Here is a 17,956-nt window from a genome sequence, read left to right as displayed (position 1 = left end):
GTTATTAAATTTTCGTTCATATTATATTTAGCATATGTAATAAAAAATATATGTAATTTTATTTATATAAGAAGGAGGAAAGAAAAATGAATAAAAGTTTAATAACAGTTTTACTTATTAGTTCTTTGTTATTAGTAGGATGCGGAGATAATACAACAAATAATACACCTAACCAAAGTATTGCTGAAATTGTAGTTGTAGATACAAAAGTATCATCAGCAGATGAGGCACTACAAATGTTGAAAGAGGGTAATGAAAGATTTGTTACTGATACTTCAATATTAAGAAATGTAGGACAGCAAAGAAGAGATGCATTAAAAGATGGTCAAAGTCCTTATGCAGTAATTATATCTTGTTCTGATTCAAGAGTGACGCCTACAACTGTTTTTAATGCAGGGCTTGGTGAAATATTTGATGTCAGATTAGCTGGAAATGTAGTTGATGATGATGCTTTGGGTTCTATTGAATATGCAGTGGAGGAATTAAATACGCCTTTAGTAGTTGTCATGGGACATCAAAGCTGTGGAGCTGTAACTGCAACATACAACGAAGTAGTTAAGGGCGAGAAAGTAACTGGAAATATGGAATCATTTGTTGAAAAAATAACACCTAGTATAAATAAAGATGGAACAATAGATGATGCAATTCACGCAAATGTAGATGCTGTAGTTAAAGAAGTATCAGAAGATGATGCAGTTAAGGCTCTTATAAATCAAGGTAAACTTAAGGTTGTTGGAGCTTATTATGACTTGGGTGGAAAGGTAACTTTTAACGAATAAGAAAAAAAGCTAACCAAAAAGAATAAAATATAAAAATGTAGGAAAAATAACAAATATGTAACAATTTTTTATGTTTATTATAAGAAAAAAAGGAGGAATTTATTTTGCATTTAACAATTAGAGAACAAGAAAAATTGATGGTTGCTGTTGCAGCTGATGTAGCCCGTAAAAGAAAAGGCAAAGGACTAAAACTAAATTATCCTGAAGCTATGGCAATAATAACAGATGAAATGCTAGAGGGTGCTAGAGAAGGAAAAACAGTTGAATATTTAATGGACTATGGAACAAAAATTTTATCTAAAGATGAAGTTATGGAAGGTGTTCCAGAAATGATTCATGCAGTTCAAGTTGAGTGTACGTTCCCTGATGGAACTAAATTAGTAACAGTACATGAACCAATTAAATAAGGAGGGCTGAAGTATGGTACCAGGTGAATTAAAAATACAAGAAGGAACAATTCAATATAATGAAGGGAAAGAAGCCATAAAGTTACAAGTTCTTAATACTGGGGATAGACCAGTACAAATAGGATCACATTATCATTTTTATGAAGTAAATGATGCTTTAGATTTTGATAGAAATGCAGCTTGGGGAAAAAGATTAGATATCCCTTCAGGAACAGCTGTTAGATTTGAACCTGGAGATAAGAAGGAAGTAAACTTAATTAATATTGGTGGATATAGAAGAGTTTATGGAATTAGAAATATGTGCGATGGATTCTTAGATGGAATGTCAAAAGGGAGCGGTGAAAAGTAATGAGTTTTGAAATTGATAGACATAGATATGCAGAATTATTTGGGCCAACAGAAGGGGATAGTATCAGACTTGCAGATACTGACCTTTTCATAAAAATTGAAAAAGACTATACAGGATATGGAAACGAGTGTAAGTTTGGTGGAGGTAAAACTCTTAGAGATGGTATGGGTCAAAATGCTACTCAAACTAGCAAAAATCCAGAAGTTGTTGATTTAATTATAACAGGTGCAACTATAGTAGACTACACTGGAATATATAAAGCAGATGTAGGTATTAAAGATGGAAAAATTATTGCTATAGGTAAAGGCGGTAACCCTGACACAATGGATAATGTTGACTTTGTAGTAGGGGTTGGAACTGAAGCCTTAGCAGGTGAAGGAAGAATTTTAACAGCTGGTGGAATAGATACTCACGTTCACTATATTCATCCAGAATGTGCTCAAGTTGCATTAGAAAATGGTATTACTACATTAGTAGGTGGAGGAACAGGTCCAATTGATGGTACAAATGCTGTTACTTCTACTCCTGGACCATGGAATATAGGAAAAATGCTTCAATCAGCAGACGGATGGCCAGTAAATGTAGGTATTTTAGGAAAAGGTAGCGGAGCTAATATTGATGTTAATGCTGAACAAATAGAAGCAGGTGCAATTGGACTTAAAGTTCATGAAGACTGGGGTGCAACAAGATCAGCTATAAATTATGCATTAGAAACAGCCGAAAAATATGATACTCAAGTTGCTTTACATAGTGATACTTTAAATGAAGGTGGATTTGTAGAACATACTATTCAAGCAATTGCTGGTAGAGTAATTCATACATATCATACTGAAGGTGCAGGAGGCGGTCACGCACCAGACTTAATGAAAGTAGCATCACAAATAAATATTTTACCTGCATCAACAAATCCAACAAAGCCGTATACTATTAATACAATAGCAGAACATTTAGATATGCTTATGGTTTGTCACCATTTAGATGCAAAAGTACCAGAAGATATAGCTTTTGCTGATTCAAGAATTAGACATCAAACAATAGCAGCTGAAGATATATTCCAAGATATGGGTATTTTTAGTATTATGAGTTCTGATACATTAGCAATGGGAAGAATTGGGGAAGTCGTAACAAGAACTTGGCAAACAGCTTCAAAAATGAAGAAACAAAGAGGAACATTCCCAGATGATAGTGAATATAGCGATAATAATAGAGTTAGAAGATATATTGCTAAATATACAATAAATCCTGCAATAGCACAAGGTATGTCTAAATATATAGGTTCAGTAGAAGTTGGAAAACTTGCTGACTTAGTACTTTGGGAACCACCATACTTTGGAGTTAAACCACATTTAATTATTAAAGGTGGAATGGCAATTAGAGGAATAATTGGTGATGCTAATGCTTCTATCCCAACATGTCAACCAGTAGTGTATAGAGATTGTTATGGAGCATTTGGAAAGGCACAAGAAACAACTTGTATAACTTTCGTTTCTAAATATGCTTATGAACACGGAGTAAAAGAAGAATTAGGATTAGAAAAGACAGTTTTACCAGTAAGTGGAATTAGAAATTTGACTAAGAAAGATATGAAGCTTAACGATGCTACTCCAGAAATTAGAGTAGATCCTCAAACTTATGATGTTACAGTTGATGGAGAATTAGTAACTTGTGAACCAGCAAGTGAATTACCATTAGCACAAAGATATTTCTTATTCTAATAATAAGGAGAGGTTTATATGATTTTTAATCAAGTATTAGGAAATATAGATGATATAAATGATTTAAACAATTTACATATTGAAAAAATATATATAAATAGTGAAGATGCATTAAAAAGGATAATGAGAGTTAATTCAGATCATAATCATGAATATGGAATAGCATTATCTGAAAATGTTGAATTAAAAGACGGAGATATACTTTATCATGATGATAAGAATATGATAATAGTTAAAATTAAGAGTGATGATGTTTTAGTTATAAGACCAACTAATATTACAGAAATGGGTATTATAGCACATAGCCTTGGAAATAGACATTTACAAGCACAATTTGAAGATGGAAAAATGATAATTCAATATGATGCATTAGTAGAAGGTGAATTAAAGCGAGATAAAATAAATTATTCTAGAGAAAACTTAAAACTTAAAAAAGCTTTTAGGCACGTGGAATTTGGGCACACTCATACACATGCCAATTAATAATAACGTTGCAGATGTTTTAAAGGTAATTCAAATATGTGATTCAAATTTCCCAGTTGGTTCATTTAATCATTCATATGGTATGGAAACGTATTTAAGATTAAAAAAGATTTATAATACAGAAACTTTTAGAGAATGGTTAAAGGTTTATTTAAATGAACAATTTATATTTAGTGATGGGTTGGCAATAAAAATGTTATATGAATATTTAGATAATGGTGATATAGAAGGTATATGGAATCTAGATAATCGTATTACTGTTCAAACTATAGCTATAGAAAGTAGAAATGGTGGGAAATTAGTTGCAAGTAGAATGGTTAAACTATTCTTGGATTTATATGATTTTGATTTATTAAAGGAATATAATAGAAAAATGACTAATAAAGAAGCCTTTGGACATCCAGCAATTGTATTTGGAATGTTAATGTATTCTCTAGGTTTTAATTTAAAGGAAGCTATAATTTATCATATGTATAGTACAGTTTCTACACTTATTAGTAATGCTGTCAGAACTATTCCTTTAGGGCAAAAAGATGGTCAGTTATTACTAAAAGAGTTTAGTGAAAATTTTGAAAGTCTATATAAGACTATTATGAATTTAGATGATGATTATTTTGGAGCTAATAGTCCAGGATTAGAATTGTCTCAAATTAAGCATGAAATTATGGAGTTTAGATTGTTTATGTCTTAAGTAGCTTTAAATTTGAAAAATATTTTTGCAATAAAGCTTTATATTGAATTATGAAAGGGTGTTGTATATGAAACCAGTAGTAATAGGGGTAGGAGGACCAGTAGGTAGTGGAAAAACATTACTTATAGAAAGATTAACGAGAGTAATGAATAGTGAATATAAATGCGCTGTTATAACTAATGATATTTATACTAAAGAAGATGCTAAGTTCATGGTTAAAAATTCTGTTTTAAGTGAAGATCATGTTATTGGAGTCGAAACAGGAGGATGCCCACACACTGCAATAAGAGAAGATGCATCAATGAACTTTGAAGCATTAGAAGAGTTGAAAAGAAGATTTGATGATTTAGATATTATTTTCTTAGAAAGTGGTGGAGATAATTTAGCTGCAACATTTAGTCCAGATTTAGTAGATTTTTCAATATATATTATTGACGTTGCACAAGGAGAAAAAATTCCTAGAAAAGCAGGTCAAGGTATGATAAAGAGTGATTTATTCATTATAAATAAAATTGATTTAGCACCATATGTTGGAGCAAATTTAGAAATTATGAGACAAGATACATTAGCTTTTAGAGATGAGAATAGTTTTATTTTTACTAACCTTAAAACTGATGAAGGAATTCAAAGTGTAATTAGTTGGATTAAGAAAAACTGCTTATTAGAAGGAATTTCATAATATGTTTAAGGAAGCTAAAATTAAAAGTGAATATTCTGGAGTAATAGACTTAGTATTAGAAAAAAAAGATAATAAAACAATTGCAACTAAAAAGTTTTATGAAGGATTAGTAAAGGTGTCTCCAACTATCAAAATGGATAGAGAAAATATACCTACATTTTATTTATTACAACTTGGTGGAGGGTATATTGAAGGAGAAAAGTATAAGAATGTATTCAAATTAAAAGATGATGCAAGAGCTATTATAACAACTCAAGCAGCAGCAAAGGTATATAAGTGTTTAAATAATATTAAGACACAACAAGAAACTGAAATAGAATTAGGAAAAAATAGTGTCTTAGAATATATAACTGATAATGTTATTTTATATAAGGATGCTATATATAAACAGGTTAATAATATATATTTAGATGAAACTTCAACATTAATTTATAGTGATGGAATTACGGCCGGATGGTCTCCAGAAGGAGAAAACTTTAAGTATAATAGTGTACAGTTAAAAAGCAATGTATTTGTAAATAATAAGTTGGTATTATTAGATAATTTAATTGTTAATCCTAATAATAATGATGTAACACAGTTAGGTTTTTTTGAGAAATATCTAAATTTTGGAACATTATTAGTTATTAATAATAATGTGGATGATAAATTAATAGAAGAATTAAGAGGAATAATTAGAAAATTAAATCTACCTGTAGATTTTGGAATATCAAAATTAGAGGTTAATGGATTTGTTCTCAGAGTATTAGGAAATTTGACACAACATATAGAGCAAGTAACAGGGGCTTGTCATAATTATATTAGAAAAAACTTTTTAGGATCTAAAGATTTAATTATAAGAAAGTACTAAAAATTTTATTTAAGAGTCAATCAAATGAAAAATTAAGGGAGTGATTCTATGATTATTCATGGTGACGTAGCATTTATGATATTAGCTACAACACTTGTTTTAATTATGACACCAGGATTAGCATTTTTTTATGGTGGTTTAGTTGAACGAAAAAATGCCCTAACTATAATGTTTCAAATATTTATTGCAATAGGTATAGTAGCTTTATTATGGATATTTGGAGGATTTAGTCTAGTATTTGGTGATGACATTGGTGGAGTTATAGGAAATCCATTGCAATTTTTTGCATTTAATGATGTAACATTTACAGTAGATTTAAGATATAGCGAAACAATACCATTTATACTATTTTTTATGTATCAAATGATGTTTGCAATTATTACAGCACCTTTAATGACAGGTGCATTTGCAAATAGATTAACTGTTAGTGGATGGGTTAAAATTTTGATACTATGGATGATTTTAATATACTTCCCAGTTGCACATTGGGTTTGGGGTGGTGGATTCCTAAGTAAACTAGGATTTGTTGATTTTGCTGGTGGAGCTGTAATACATATAACGTCTGGATTTGGATGTTTAGGTGGTATTTATGTTCTTGGAGAAAGAAAAGTTAAAAATGAAAAAGGACCTTTCAATTTAGGATTAGTTGCAATAGGTGCAGGTTTATTGCTATTTGGATGGTTCGGATTTAATGCAGGCGGAACAATAGCTGCAGCAGATATAGCAGCAATCGTTTTTACAAACACAGGTGTAGCTTCAGCATCAGGAATGATAGTATGGTTAATTTTACATGTAATGTATGCTAAGAAAGCATCATTTCTTGAAGCAATAATTGGAGCTATTGCAGGTCTTGCAACTGTAACACCAGCATCAGGATATATTACTCCTTTAAGTGCATTAATTATAGGTGCACTAGGTGCATTAGTATGTTTCTTCTGTGTTGAGTTTGAAAGAAAAATGTGGGATGATGCACTAGATGTTTGGGGAGTACACGGAATGGGTGGATTATTAGGTATTTTATTAATTGGAATATTTGCAGATCCACGTATAAATGGAGTTAGTGCAGGATTACATCAATTCTTAATTCAAGCTTTAGGAGCTGCAATAATAGGAGTTTATTCTATTTTAGTAACATTTATAATATTCAAAGTAGTTGATATGACTAAATCAATTAAAGTAAGTGAAGAAATCCAAAGAAAAGGATTAGATCAAGAATTCTTTGGTGAAAGTTATGAAACTAAAGTGGATTAATAAGATATTTTATAGAAAACACAAAGGAGGAGAAATATGTTAGGCGTAGTTTTAATCTATGTTGGAGTAGTTCTTATTTTAAATGGAATAGGAAGGCTTTCTGATGTAGATGCCAAATCAAGTGCTGTATTTAATGTATTTACTGGTATGTTGTCCTTCATTTTAAATATAGTAGCAGTAATACAAGGTAATTATTTTGCTGCAGGAACAGGATTATTATTTGGCTTTACTTATCTCTATATTGCAGCAAGAAGTATTTTTAATTTGGATGGAAGGTTATATGGCTGGTATTGCTTATTTGTTGCAATAAATACTATACCTTTAGCATTTATCGATGGTAGTACTTTAAAATTTATAGACTTTACAGTTGGAAATATATATTGGATCTTTATATGGTTATTATGGGGATTATTATGGCTAACTGGATTTATAGAACTTGTAATGAAAAAGAATTTAGGAAAGTTTGTAGGATATCTATCAGTATTTGATGGAATATTTACTGCTTGGATTCCAGGATTCTTATTACTAATAAATATGTACCCTAAATAAAAAAATATAAGAGGCTAAATACTTAAGTATTGGCCTCTTAATTAATTAAAATAAATGGAGGAATAATGAGAAAAAAAATTTTTATATCTTTAATATGTATATTAATTATATTTAATTTAATTACACCAATTACTATAAAAGCTTATAAATTAGGTGAAAAAAGTGAGAGTTTTACGGTATGTATAGATCCAGGTCATCAAGGGAAGGGAGATAGTAAAGGTGAACCTGTTGCACCTGGTTCTAGTAATAAAAAACCAAGAGTATCATCGGGAACTGCTGGAGTTGCAACAAAGAAAGCAGAACATGTTGTTAATTTAGAAGCAGCAATGATATTAAAAGAGTTATTAATTCAAAAAAACTATAATGTGATTATGACTAGAGAAACAGAGGATGTTAATATTAGTAACGCGGAGAGGGCTGAAATTGCTAATAATGCAAATGCTAATATTACAATTAGAATTCATTGTGATAGCATTAATGATGGTGGAAAAACTGGAGCAACAATTTTAGTGCCATCAAAAGATGGTCAGCATACTAAAAATATTTATTGTGAAAGTAATAGATATGCTGAGATTTTAAAACAAAAATTACAAGATAATAATGTTAAAGTTAATGGAATATTTGAAAGAAGTGATATAACAGGATTTAATTGGTCTAGAGTACCGGTAGTTATATTAGAAATGGGATTTATGAGTAATTATAACGAAGATAAGATGTTATCAGATCCATCATATCAAAAACTTTTAATGGAATGTGTTTCACAATCTGTAGATAAATATTGTGAAGAACTTTCAAAAGTTGATTAAATCTAAAGCTACATAATTTTTTGTAGCTTTAAATTTAAGTTTTAGGGGGAGGGAGATTGGGAATTAGTAATAAAAATATAAATTATGGATAAAATAATGTTATAAATCATAATCATAAAATATAAAAAGAAGTTTTATATATACAAATGTACAAGCTAAAAGAAACAATAATGTATAGTGTTGGGAGGTGTAGTCTTGAAAAAGTATGATTTAATTTATTATTGGCAAAATTATTTAGTGAATCAGGATAATGCAGATATTAAACCTAATGCATATGTACTAAAGTTTTCTTTAATAAATTCTTATAGTAGAGATTTCTTTTGTAACTGGTATTCATTTAAATCAACACAAGAGCTTATTGGATTTATTAAGTTTGTTGTAATACCATCAACTTATATAACTAAAGCTTTTGGAAGAGAAGAAGATACAATATTTTTAGATGCATTAGATGATTATGAGACTATAGATCTTATTGAAGAAACTGATAATAATGAAAAGTGTGATATTTTAAGAGAAATAAGACATGATTATGAAATAATAAATAATTTAAAAAATAATTTTACTTTAGATAAATTTAAAAAATTTATTAATATAACAAATTCAAGAGGAAATAAAAACTTTGGAATATTTAGCAAATTAGAATTCTTTAAAAATGTAAATGATATAGGAAAGGAACTAGTACGAGAATTTGAGGATGATAATATGCTTGACGAATTAGAAAATCATATGGATTTAAATAAGAATCAAATATTAGCATTATTTGATGGTATAGACAAAAATCCATTTATGCTGAAAAGATTGGGAACCTATTTAAGTAATACATTATCTTTTTAAAATAACATAAATTTATAAAAAATAAACCTTGATAAAAATTTCTTATAATAATAATAATAAGAAAAGTTAAATCAAGTTTTATTTTTTTTTATTTAAAAAGAATTAAAAGATTTAAAATTATATATTAGGAAATAATTAAGTTATAAATAAATATTATGGTAATTTCACATGAAGTATTAACAAGAATAAAATTAGATGGTATATTAATAGATGTCGAATTATAAGAAAAAAGTATTTTAAATAGATGCGAAAAGAAAATAATGAAAGATGTGATTAAATGAATAATAAATTTTTACCGATAAGTAAGGTTGATATGGAGGAAAGAAATTGGGAACAATGTGACTTCATAATAGTAACAGGAGATGCATATGTTGACCATCATAGTTTTGGTACTGCAGTTATTTCTAGAGTACTAGAACATGCAGGATATAAGGTAGGTATTATAGCTCAACCAGATTGGCATAGTACAGATGATTTTATGAAGCTTGGAAGACCTAGACTTGCCTTTTTAGTTAATGCGGGGAATATGGATTCTATGGTTAATCATTACACTGTAAGTAAGAGAGTAAGAGAGAAAGATTTATATTCTCCAGGCGGAAAAATGGGCCTTAGACCTGATAGAGCGACTATAGTATACTGTAATAAGATTAGAGAAGCATATAAAAATATAAATATTTGTATTGGTGGAGTAGAAGCAAGTCTTAGAAGATTTGCTCATTATGATTACTGGTCTGATAAAGTTAGAAAGTCAATATTAACAGATAGTGGAGCTGATCTTTTAATATATGGAATGAGTGAGAAGCAAATTGTAGAAGTTGCTAATTATTTAAATGAAGGATTTGAGGCAAAGTACATAAGACATATACCTGGAACATGTTATTTAGCTGATAGCTTAGATGAAATATATGAAGATCATATTGTCATTCCTTCATATAAAGAGGTTTCTAGCGATAAAATTAAATATTGCGAAGCTTTTAAGGTTACATATCAAGAGCAAGATCCTATGAGAGGAAGAACCATAGTTCAGGATCAAGGTGATAAATTCTTAGTAGTAAACAAACCAGAAGTTATTTTAAACAGAGAAGAATTAGATGCTGTTTATGATTTACCATTTACAAAAGAATATCACCCTATTTACGAATCAATGGGTGGAATTCCTGCATTAGAAGAAGTTAAGTTTAGTATAGTAGGATCAAGAGGATGCTTTGGAAACTGTTCATTCTGTGCAATAACATTCCACCAAGGAAGAGCTGTTCAAAGTAGAAGTAAAGAATCAATAGTAAAAGAAGCAAAAGAAATGACAGAAATGAAGGATTTCAAAGGATATATTCATGATGTTGGTGGACCTACAGCAAACTTTAGAAAACCAGCATGCAAACATCAATTAACTATAGGTGCATGTAAAACTAAACAATGTTTAAGTCCAGGCGTATGTAAGAATATGGAGGTAGATCATAAGGAATTTATAGATGTACTAAGAAGTGTAAGAAGTTTACCTAAAATAAAAAAGGTATTTGTACGTTCAGGAATAAGATATGATTACGTAATGGCTGATAAGGATGATACATTCTTTAAAGAATTAGTTGAACATCATGTAAGTGGTCAATTAAAAGTTGCACCAGAGCATGTATCTGAAGAAGTATTAAAGCATATGGGAAAACCAGCAGGAAAAACTTATGAGCAATTTAGACAAAAGTTCTTTAAATTAACTGAAAAAGCTGGAAAAAAACAATATATTATTCCATACTTAATGTCAAGTCATCCAGGAAGTACATTAAAGGAAGCAATAGAACTTGCAGAATACTTAAGAGATATAAAATACCAACCAGAACAAGTACAAGATTTCTATCCAACACCAGGGACTTTATCAACTACAATTTTCTATACTGGTTTAGATCCTATAACAATGAAGCCTGTATATGTTCCTAAGACTAAAGAAGAAAAAGCTATGCAAAGAGCACTTTTACAGTTTAGTAATCCAAAGAATTATAATATAGTTTATGATGCTTTAATGAAGGCTGGAAGAGAGGATTTAATAGGTAATGGACCTAAGTGTTTAATAAAATCTAAGGAGCAAAGATATAAAGAATCACATGGATTAGTTAGACCAAAATCTAAGTGGAATTCAAAAGGCAAAAATTCTTCAAGAAACAATGGAAAACAAAGTAATAAAAATTCTTCAAATAAAGAAAGAAGAAATAACTTTAAGCAAAATAAAGATTCTAGAAATTTTAAAAATAATAGAAGTTCTAAAGGGAAAAATAGTAGAACACGTTAATAAATAATGCAAAAAAGGTATAGTAAATATTTTTTTACTATACCTTTTATAAATAAATATTTAAAATATTTAAGTAAGGGAGCATTTTTTACAAATATTAATTGTATTACCCTCTTCGTCTTTTTTAGTCCAAACTAATTTTACTCTTTTTCTACCACATATAGGACAAGTTCCTCTCCAGTTAGGAAGTGTTTTAATGTATTTTCCACGTTTTTGTTTACTCATTTTTCATCTCTCCTTTCATTATGTTAAATTATATTAATAAAATTTTTTTTTATTACTAAAAATAAAATTAATTTAATGTAAGTTTTTGAAATTAATAACTCGAATAAGTTTTATAAAAAGCCATAAAATAATAGTATCAAAAGATAAAAGGAGGTTGTAATGATGAAGAAGTTAGATACACTTTTAAGTAGAGACGTAGCGAAAAGAATGATTATTGATGGTGAGTCTTGGGAAAAAATAATGGATACAACACATTTAAGATTAAAAGATTTAAAACGTATACAAAGAGATGAGATAGATCCTAGATTTTAATTGATTTTATATAGTGTGTAAGGAGATAATATGAAAAATAAGAGAGAATATACTAAAGAAAATTATTTAAAGAATGGAGTAAAAACTCAAAATAATAATCCTAAAAATCAATATATTACAACAATAGAAGAACCTGCTCTTAATGAAAGTGGTATTGAAGCCAAGAAAAAGGGCTTTTAAAATATAGATAATAATAAAAATTGTAAGCAATATAAAATATATTATTTTTATGATAATGGTATATTTTGTATTGCTTTTTAATATTTTAAAAACAAAGGTCTATTTAAATTTTATTTGTTAAATTAATGTCATAATATCAGGAATATTGATTATTATTTAAATTCTATTATGTAAATAGAATGATTATAATAAAGTATAAAAATTATTTTAAAAGAGGGGGAGAGAAATTATGAACTTAATAGTTTTTGCACCAGTAGGAGCAAGTTTGGCATTAATTTTTGCTGCATTTTATACTTACACAATATTTAAAGTTGATGAAGGTACCGATAGGATGAAGTACATTGCAAGTAGCATAAGAAAAGGGGCCAATGCATTTTTAAGGCGTCAGTATAAAGGTGTTGGAATATTTTTTGCAATTATGTTTATTATTTTATTTATATTAGCTCAATTTAAATTTGTTAGTATTTTTATGCCATTTGCATTTTTAACTGGAGGTATTTTTTCAGGATTAAGTGGATATTTGGGAATGAAAATTGCTACAAACTCTAATAGTAGAACTGCAAATGCATGTACTAAAAGCTTAAATAGTGGATTAAGAGTAGCATTTTCAAGTGGAGCAGTAATGGGATTAATTGTTGTTGGATTAGCATTAACTGATTTAAGTATTTGGTATTTTATTTTAAATTGGTATTATGGAGCAATTCCAGTAGATCAAAGAATTACTATAATAACAACAACAATGTTAACGTTTAGTATGGGTGCATCATCAATGGCTCTTTTTGCAAGAGTTGGTGGTGGTATATTTACAAAGGCAGCTGATGTAGGGGCTGATTTAGTAGGAAAAGTTGAAATTGGTATTCCAGAAGATGATCCAAGAAATCCAGCTGTTATAGCAGATAATGTAGGTGATAACGTAGGTGATGTAGCTGGTATGGGAGCAGATCTTTATGAGTCATATGTTGGTTCAATTTTATCATCTTGTGCATTAGCTGTAGCTGCAGGTTTATCAGTAAATGGTGCTGCAATTCCTATAGTTATTGCTTCTATTGGAGTAATGGCTTCAATAGTTGGTAGTTTCTTTGTTAAGTCTAAAGAAGATGTATCACAAAAAGCGTTGTTAAGTGCATTAAGAAGAGGCACATATTTTTCTGCAATAGTTATTGCTATAGCATCTTACTTTATAGTAAATAACATTTTAGGAAGAGAAAATATTGGTGTTTATTTCTCAATTTTATGTGGTCTTATTGCTGGATTATTAATTGGATTCTTTACTGAATATTATACTAGCGATAATTATAATCCTACAAAGAGTATTGCAGAGTCATCAAAAACAGGACCTGCAACTGTAATAATTACTGGTTTATCAGTAGGTATGAAGTCTACTGCAGCACCTGTTATTATTATAGGTTGTTCTATCTTAATTAGTTTTGTTGCATCAGGAGGATTTAATAATTTTAATATGGGTCTTTTTGGGATAGCAATATCATCAGTAGGAATGTTATCTACTTTAGGAATAACTTTAGCTACTGATGCTTATGGACCTGTTGCAGATAATGCAGGGGGGATAGCAGAAATGGCTGGATTACCTCATGAAGTAAGAGATAGAACTGATGCATTAGATTCTTTAGGAAATACAACTGCAGCAACAGGAAAGGGATTTGCAATTGGATCAGCTGCATTAACAGCATTAGCATTTATAGCAGCATACAAAAATTCAATTGAACAAATGGCTATAACTAATAATTTAGCATTTGAATTTGATTTATCAATATTAAATCCTCAAGTTTTAATTGGGGCATTTATTGGAGCAATGGTTACTTTCGCATTTTCATCTTGCACTATGAGTGCTGTTGGAAGGGCTGCAAGTAAAATAGTTGTAGAAGTAAGAAGACAATTTAAAGAAATAAAAGGTTTAATGGAAGGAAAAGCAGAACCAGATTATGCTTCTTGCGTTGATATTTGTACAAAATCATCTCAAAAAGAACTTCTTGTAATTGCTGCAATAGCAATTATAAGTCCATTAGCAGTTGGTATAATTTTAGGGCCTAATGGTGTTGCAGGATTATTAGCTGGAGCAACTATTTCTGGATTTGTTTTAGCGGTTATGATGTCTAATTCAGGTGGAGCTTGGGATAATGCTAAAAAGCATATAGAAGCTGGCAATTTTGGAGGTAAAGGTTCAGAATGTCATAAAGGTGCTGTTGTTGGAGATACAGTTGGAGATCCATTTAAAGATACGTCAGGACCAGCTATTAATATATTGATTAAATTAATGTCTATAGTTTCTATTGTATTTGGTATGGTAATTTTAAGTTTCCACATCTTTTAAATAAATTACAAAGTAATTTATTAATAAGTAATGGAAAATGGATAATTAAGGGAATGAACTACTTAGGGAGTTTCTAAAAAATATATATTTTGAAGGAACTGCCATAGTAGTTCCAACCTTAATTATCCATTTATTAAATTTATAATTAATAATGTACATCTATAAAATGGAATTTAATATTACTATTGCTCCAACCTAAATCATAAGGTACTAGCATTCTATCAGTATTATGACAAGTTACTAAAGGATAACCTTTAGAATCTAATCCAGTAACAGTAGAAACATGAGTTATTCTTCCTTTCTTTTCATAAGCAACAATATCTCCAGGTCTAAGATTAAAAGAATCTTTATATGTTTCACAATAGTAGCCTTTTGCAATATATGAGCCTCGGCCACTATTTATTAAATAGTTTTTAAAGCCTTGTGCATTAATCCATGCCTTTGTAGCACTTTTATTACAGTAATTCCATATATCATTTTTTTTAAATCCTCCACCTTCAAACATAATTTGAGATGCAAAATTAGCACAATCTCCACCATCTGGATTAAAATTTTTATATTCTTTATTATATTTAAATAGATGTTCTTCATTATCGCTAATACCACAGTATTCATGAGCGTAGTCAATAGCTTTTTGAGTTCTTTCATCTATTGTAAAATCAGGTTTTGTGTGAGATAAAATAGTAGTTTTAATTTCAGAACAATTTATATTGTCAAGTTCAAGTGAATCAGCTAATGGATCAGTATACCATTCTTTTATAATTATATATTTATCATTATCTTTTTTTAGATTTATATAATGACATGTTCCAAGCTTAAAGTAGTTTTCAATATTAGGTTCATCCTCGTAGCTGTAACAAAACTTTGTGCATGCATAACAAATAACATTATAGGTATCCTTTTCTATTTCGTTAACTTTTGAAACTTTAATTATTGAGTTTATTCTTGTAAATGAAACAGATTGTTTCTCACACCAGTTAGTAAAATATTTAGTTTTAGTAACTTCATTTTCATAAGCCCATTTTCCAACCTTTTTATCTAAATCATAAAATTCTTTTAAACCTTCACAATCTCTAGTTAATATAGCTGAATTTCTATTTAAAAAAATATTTTCTATTAAAGGTTGAAATTGTTGTTTTAATTCATTATTATCATCAGTTTCAATAGAAATATTAGTTAATTCTTGCTGAAATGTATTAATACTATTTTCAGGAGATTCTAATGCTTTTACAGTAAGACAGCTTAAATTTGATAAAATTAAAATAAATGAAGTTATCTTATATAAAAATTGATTTCTTTTTAGTAATAAGTTATTCATTTTCATTACTCCTTATTTTTCTTTTGTTAATTCAGAAATTTAATATACAAATAAGTCTTACTATAGTTTGTGCTATCAGTTCAAAATTTATATAAATAATTATAAAAATTATCAAATAGTAAATTAAATTCATAATATAACCATATAATATTGAAAAATGGGGATTATATGTCAGAGAAAGAATTAAAAGATATTTATGATAATGGATTTACTTTAGAGTTTAATAATGATAGTAAAATTGTATTAATTTCAGATGTTCATAGAGGTGATGGAACATATGCAGATTCTCTTTTACCAAATAGAAATATATATATAACAGCACTAAAATATTATTTAAAAAACAATTATACTTATATAGAAGTTGGTGATGGAGATGAATTATGGAAAAATAAAAATTTTAATGAAATAGCATATTTTTATGATGATATATATAAATTATTTAATAAATTTAAGAGTAAAAATGATATTTACTGTATTTATGGTAATCATGATTTTATAAAAAAACAAAAAAATTTCATTAAAAAACAAGAAAAATCTTTAAGAAAAATAGGTGCTAATTATGGTAAAGAGTTTATTAAATTTATAAATAATAATCAGTATTATGCAGGAATAAATTTATTGTATAAACCTCTTGAAGAAAAGATATTAGTTACTCATGGGCATCAAATAGATTTTTGTAATAATGAAATATGGAAGGTAAACGAATTTTTAGTTAGATATATATGGAGATTTTTAAATGGTGTAGCTGGATTTAAAGATCCAACAAGATCAGCAAAAAGTAAAACTAAAAGAAGCAGGGTAGATATAAAGTTACAAAATTGGGCTAGAGACAATTGTACAATGATTATTTGCGGACATACCCATAATAGTAGATTTCCAGATTTATATGATCCACCATATTTCAATGATGGATGTTGTGTTTATCCAGTGTCTATTACAGCTATTGAAATAGAAAAAGGAAAAATAAAATTAGTAAAGTGGATAATAGATGCACAAGATACAGGCTCTCTTTGGGTAACTAGAAAAATTATTGCAGGTCCTGCAGATATTTCAGCATATTTACAATATGCTAAGGAGGAAAGAGTAAGAAGAAATAAATAATATATTATTTTGATATAAATGTAAATTTAAATTATAATATAAATAAAACTAGAGAGGAGAAAATGATGAGCAATTTAACAGGAAAAGTTGCACTTGTTACTGGTGCATCACGTGGAATAGGAAAAGCAATAGCAAAAGAGCTAGCACAAAATGGAGCTAGTGTTATTATAAATTACTCTAAAGATGATGAAGGAGCTAATTCGACTTTAAAAGAAATAAAGGAATTAGCTGGTTATGCTAAAATAATAAAAAAGAATATATCAATTAAAATGGAATGTAAAGAGCTTATAAAAGAGGTTATTGATACATTTGGAAAAATTGATATTTTAATTAATAATGCAGCAAAATCAGAAATTGGATTATTTATAGATGTTGAGGATGATAATTTTGATATGTTAATAAATACTAATCTTTTAGCACCTATGTATTTATCAAAATATGCATTAAATCATATGATATCAAAAGGATATGGTAATATAATTAATATTTCATCTATTTGGGGTGAAGCAGGTGCATCTTGTGAAGTTGTATATTCAACTACAAAGGGTGGATTAAATTTATTTACAAAATCATTATCTAAGGAAGTTGCACCCTTTGGAATAAGAGTAAATTCAATAGCACCAGGTGTTATAAATACAGAAATGAATAATTTTTTAAGTGAAGAAGAAAAAAATCAATTAGTAGATGAAATTCCAATGAATAGATTTGGAGATGTAAGTGAAATTGCAAAAACAGTTCTATTTTTATGTAATGATGATTGTAAATATCTAACAGGACAGATTATTAGAGTTGATGGTGGATTTCTATAATATGTAAAGCT

The 17,956-nt window shown here is 28.6% G+C and carries 20 protein-coding genes; 18 read left to right on the top strand and 2 right to left on the bottom strand.

Annotated elements, in window-relative coordinates:
- Nucleotides 1-86: 86 nt before the first annotated feature.
- From HCG76_RS05775 to HCG76_RS05715, 13 genes are all read left to right on the top strand, one after another.
- Entirely contained in the window at nucleotides 87-779 is a 693-nt protein-coding gene (locus tag HCG76_RS05775; RefSeq protein ID WP_221699288.1) for a carbonic anhydrase, read from the top strand.
- Between the two features lie 104 nt (nucleotides 780-883).
- Nucleotides 884-1,186 (top strand): urease subunit gamma, encoded by a 303-nt coding sequence (locus tag HCG76_RS05770; protein ID WP_221699287.1) that lies wholly within the window; start codon nucleotides 884-886, stop codon nucleotides 1,184-1,186.
- Between the two features lie 13 nt (nucleotides 1,187-1,199).
- Nucleotides 1,200-1,535: an urease subunit beta gene (ureB, locus tag HCG76_RS05765; RefSeq protein WP_221699286.1), complete on the top strand. Its 336-nt coding sequence runs from the start codon at nucleotides 1,200-1,202 to the stop codon at nucleotides 1,533-1,535.
- Nucleotides 1,535-3,250, top strand: coding sequence for an urease subunit alpha (ureC, locus tag HCG76_RS05760; RefSeq protein WP_221699284.1), 1,716 nt, complete (start codon nucleotides 1,535-1,537; stop codon nucleotides 3,248-3,250). The genes ureB and ureC overlap by 1 nt, the downstream gene beginning before the upstream one ends.
- A gap of 18 nt (nucleotides 3,251-3,268) precedes the next feature.
- Nucleotides 3,269-3,733 (top strand): urease accessory protein UreE, encoded by a 465-nt coding sequence (locus HCG76_RS05755; protein WP_221699283.1) that lies wholly within the window; start codon nucleotides 3,269-3,271, stop codon nucleotides 3,731-3,733.
- The gene (locus HCG76_RS05750; RefSeq protein WP_221699281.1) at nucleotides 3,723-4,424 is read left to right on the top strand and encodes an urease accessory protein UreF; all 702 of its coding nucleotides are present in this window, start codon (nucleotides 3,723-3,725) and stop codon (nucleotides 4,422-4,424) included. The genes HCG76_RS05755 and HCG76_RS05750 overlap by 11 nt, the downstream gene beginning before the upstream one ends.
- Before the next feature lie 67 nt (nucleotides 4,425-4,491).
- Nucleotides 4,492-5,103 (top strand): urease accessory protein UreG, encoded by a 612-nt coding sequence (ureG, locus tag HCG76_RS05745; RefSeq protein ID WP_221699279.1) that lies wholly within the window; start codon nucleotides 4,492-4,494, stop codon nucleotides 5,101-5,103.
- Between the two features lies 1 nt (nucleotide 5,104).
- Nucleotides 5,105-5,953, top strand: coding sequence for an urease accessory protein UreD (locus tag HCG76_RS05740; protein ID WP_221699277.1), 849 nt, complete (start codon nucleotides 5,105-5,107; stop codon nucleotides 5,951-5,953).
- 48 nt (nucleotides 5,954-6,001) lie between these two features.
- Complete coding sequence (locus tag HCG76_RS05735) at nucleotides 6,002-7,204, top strand: ammonium transporter (protein WP_221699274.1); 1,203 nt, start codon at nucleotides 6,002-6,004, stop codon at nucleotides 7,202-7,204.
- Between the two features lie 36 nt (nucleotides 7,205-7,240).
- Nucleotides 7,241-7,753 (top strand): AmiS/UreI family transporter, encoded by a 513-nt coding sequence (locus HCG76_RS05730; RefSeq protein ID WP_221699273.1) that lies wholly within the window; start codon nucleotides 7,241-7,243, stop codon nucleotides 7,751-7,753.
- A 65-nt stretch (nucleotides 7,754-7,818) separates the two neighbouring features.
- A complete protein-coding gene (locus tag HCG76_RS05725; protein WP_221699272.1) occupies nucleotides 7,819-8,559 on the top strand; it encodes an N-acetylmuramoyl-L-alanine amidase in 741 nt (246 codons plus the stop codon).
- Nucleotides 8,560-8,754: 195 nt separating this feature from the next.
- Nucleotides 8,755-9,393, top strand: a complete 639-nt coding sequence (locus tag HCG76_RS05720) for a hypothetical protein (protein ID WP_221699271.1) — start codon at nucleotides 8,755-8,757, stop codon at nucleotides 9,391-9,393.
- A gap of 277 nt (nucleotides 9,394-9,670) precedes the next feature.
- Nucleotides 9,671-11,671, top strand: coding sequence for a YgiQ family radical SAM protein (locus tag HCG76_RS05715; RefSeq protein ID WP_221699270.1), 2,001 nt, complete (start codon nucleotides 9,671-9,673; stop codon nucleotides 11,669-11,671).
- Nucleotides 11,672-11,740: 69 nt separating this feature from the next.
- Here the strand turns inward: HCG76_RS05715 and HCG76_RS05710 are convergent, their stop codons facing one another.
- On the bottom strand, nucleotides 11,741-11,896 hold the full coding sequence (locus HCG76_RS05710) for a hypothetical protein (protein WP_195989473.1): 156 nt from the start codon (nucleotides 11,894-11,896) through the stop codon (nucleotides 11,741-11,743).
- A 159-nt stretch (nucleotides 11,897-12,055) separates the two neighbouring features.
- Here HCG76_RS05710 and HCG76_RS05705 point away from each other — a divergent pair, with 159 nt between their 5' ends.
- The 3 genes from HCG76_RS05705 to HCG76_RS05695 all read left to right on the top strand — a co-directional run bounded on the left by HCG76_RS05705 (nucleotide 12,056) and on the right by HCG76_RS05695 (nucleotide 14,717).
- Entirely contained in the window at nucleotides 12,056-12,208 is a 153-nt protein-coding gene (locus HCG76_RS05705; RefSeq protein ID WP_221699349.1) for a hypothetical protein, read from the top strand.
- 30 nt (nucleotides 12,209-12,238) lie between these two features.
- Nucleotides 12,239-12,388, top strand: coding sequence for a hypothetical protein (locus HCG76_RS05700; RefSeq protein WP_221699269.1), 150 nt, complete (start codon nucleotides 12,239-12,241; stop codon nucleotides 12,386-12,388).
- 229 nt (nucleotides 12,389-12,617) lie between these two features.
- A complete protein-coding gene (locus HCG76_RS05695) occupies nucleotides 12,618-14,717 on the top strand; it encodes a sodium-translocating pyrophosphatase (protein WP_221699268.1) in 2,100 nt (699 codons plus the stop codon).
- Nucleotides 14,718-14,862: 145 nt separating this feature from the next.
- Here HCG76_RS05695 and HCG76_RS05690 read toward each other — a convergent pair whose 3' ends face one another.
- The gene (locus HCG76_RS05690) at nucleotides 14,863-16,041 is read right to left on the bottom strand and encodes an amidase domain-containing protein (RefSeq protein ID WP_370778436.1); all 1,179 of its coding nucleotides are present in this window, start codon (nucleotides 16,039-16,041) and stop codon (nucleotides 14,863-14,865) included.
- A gap of 162 nt (nucleotides 16,042-16,203) precedes the next feature.
- Between HCG76_RS05690 and HCG76_RS05685 the strand changes: the two genes are divergently transcribed.
- Both HCG76_RS05685 and ymfI read left to right on the top strand, forming a co-directional pair.
- Nucleotides 16,204-17,136: a metallophosphoesterase gene (locus HCG76_RS05685; protein WP_221699265.1), complete on the top strand. Its 933-nt coding sequence runs from the start codon at nucleotides 16,204-16,206 to the stop codon at nucleotides 17,134-17,136.
- Between the two features lie 65 nt (nucleotides 17,137-17,201).
- Nucleotides 17,202-17,945 carry an elongation factor P 5-aminopentanone reductase gene (gene ymfI / locus HCG76_RS05680; protein WP_221699346.1) on the top strand — a complete coding sequence of 248 codons (744 nt, stop codon included), beginning with the start codon at nucleotides 17,202-17,204 and terminating at the stop codon, nucleotides 17,943-17,945.
- Nucleotides 17,946-17,956 lie beyond the last annotated feature (11 nt).

The organism is Clostridium sp. K13 (assembly GCF_019734195.1).
Lineage (GTDB): Bacteria > Bacillota > Clostridia > Clostridiales > Clostridiaceae > Clostridium.
This window is presented reverse-complemented; position numbering and strand designations above follow the sequence as displayed.

Coding starts and splice junctions, on each gene's coding strand:
- HCG76_RS05775 (WP_221699288.1), top strand. CDS start 87: ATGAATAAAAGTTTAATAACAGTTTTACTTATTAGTTCTTTGTTATTA.
- ureB (WP_221699286.1), top strand. CDS start 1,200: ATGGTACCAGGTGAATTAAAAATACAAGAAGGAACAATTCAATATAAT.
- ureC (WP_221699284.1), top strand. CDS start 1,535: ATGAGTTTTGAAATTGATAGACATAGATATGCAGAATTATTTGGGCCA.
- HCG76_RS05755 (WP_221699283.1), top strand. CDS start 3,269: ATGATTTTTAATCAAGTATTAGGAAATATAGATGATATAAATGATTTA.
- HCG76_RS05750 (WP_221699281.1), top strand. CDS start 3,723: ATGCCAATTAATAATAACGTTGCAGATGTTTTAAAGGTAATTCAAATA.
- ureG (WP_221699279.1), top strand. CDS start 4,492: ATGAAACCAGTAGTAATAGGGGTAGGAGGACCAGTAGGTAGTGGAAAA.
- HCG76_RS05740 (WP_221699277.1), top strand. CDS start 5,105: ATGTTTAAGGAAGCTAAAATTAAAAGTGAATATTCTGGAGTAATAGAC.
- HCG76_RS05735 (WP_221699274.1), top strand. CDS start 6,002: ATGATTATTCATGGTGACGTAGCATTTATGATATTAGCTACAACACTT.
- HCG76_RS05730 (WP_221699273.1), top strand. CDS start 7,241: ATGTTAGGCGTAGTTTTAATCTATGTTGGAGTAGTTCTTATTTTAAAT.
- HCG76_RS05725 (WP_221699272.1), top strand. CDS start 7,819: ATGAGAAAAAAAATTTTTATATCTTTAATATGTATATTAATTATATTT.
- HCG76_RS05715 (WP_221699270.1), top strand. CDS start 9,671: ATGAATAATAAATTTTTACCGATAAGTAAGGTTGATATGGAGGAAAGA.
- HCG76_RS05710 (WP_195989473.1), bottom strand. CDS start 11,896: ATGAGTAAACAAAAACGTGGAAAATACATTAAAACACTTCCTAACTGG.
- HCG76_RS05705 (WP_221699349.1), top strand. CDS start 12,056: ATGATGAAGAAGTTAGATACACTTTTAAGTAGAGACGTAGCGAAAAGA.
- HCG76_RS05700 (WP_221699269.1), top strand. CDS start 12,239: ATGAAAAATAAGAGAGAATATACTAAAGAAAATTATTTAAAGAATGGA.
- HCG76_RS05695 (WP_221699268.1), top strand. CDS start 12,618: ATGAACTTAATAGTTTTTGCACCAGTAGGAGCAAGTTTGGCATTAATT.
- HCG76_RS05690 (WP_370778436.1), bottom strand. CDS start 16,041: ATGAAAATGAATAACTTATTACTAAAAAGAAATCAATTTTTATATAAG.
- HCG76_RS05685 (WP_221699265.1), top strand. CDS start 16,204: ATGTCAGAGAAAGAATTAAAAGATATTTATGATAATGGATTTACTTTA.
- ymfI (WP_221699346.1), top strand. CDS start 17,202: ATGAGCAATTTAACAGGAAAAGTTGCACTTGTTACTGGTGCATCACGT.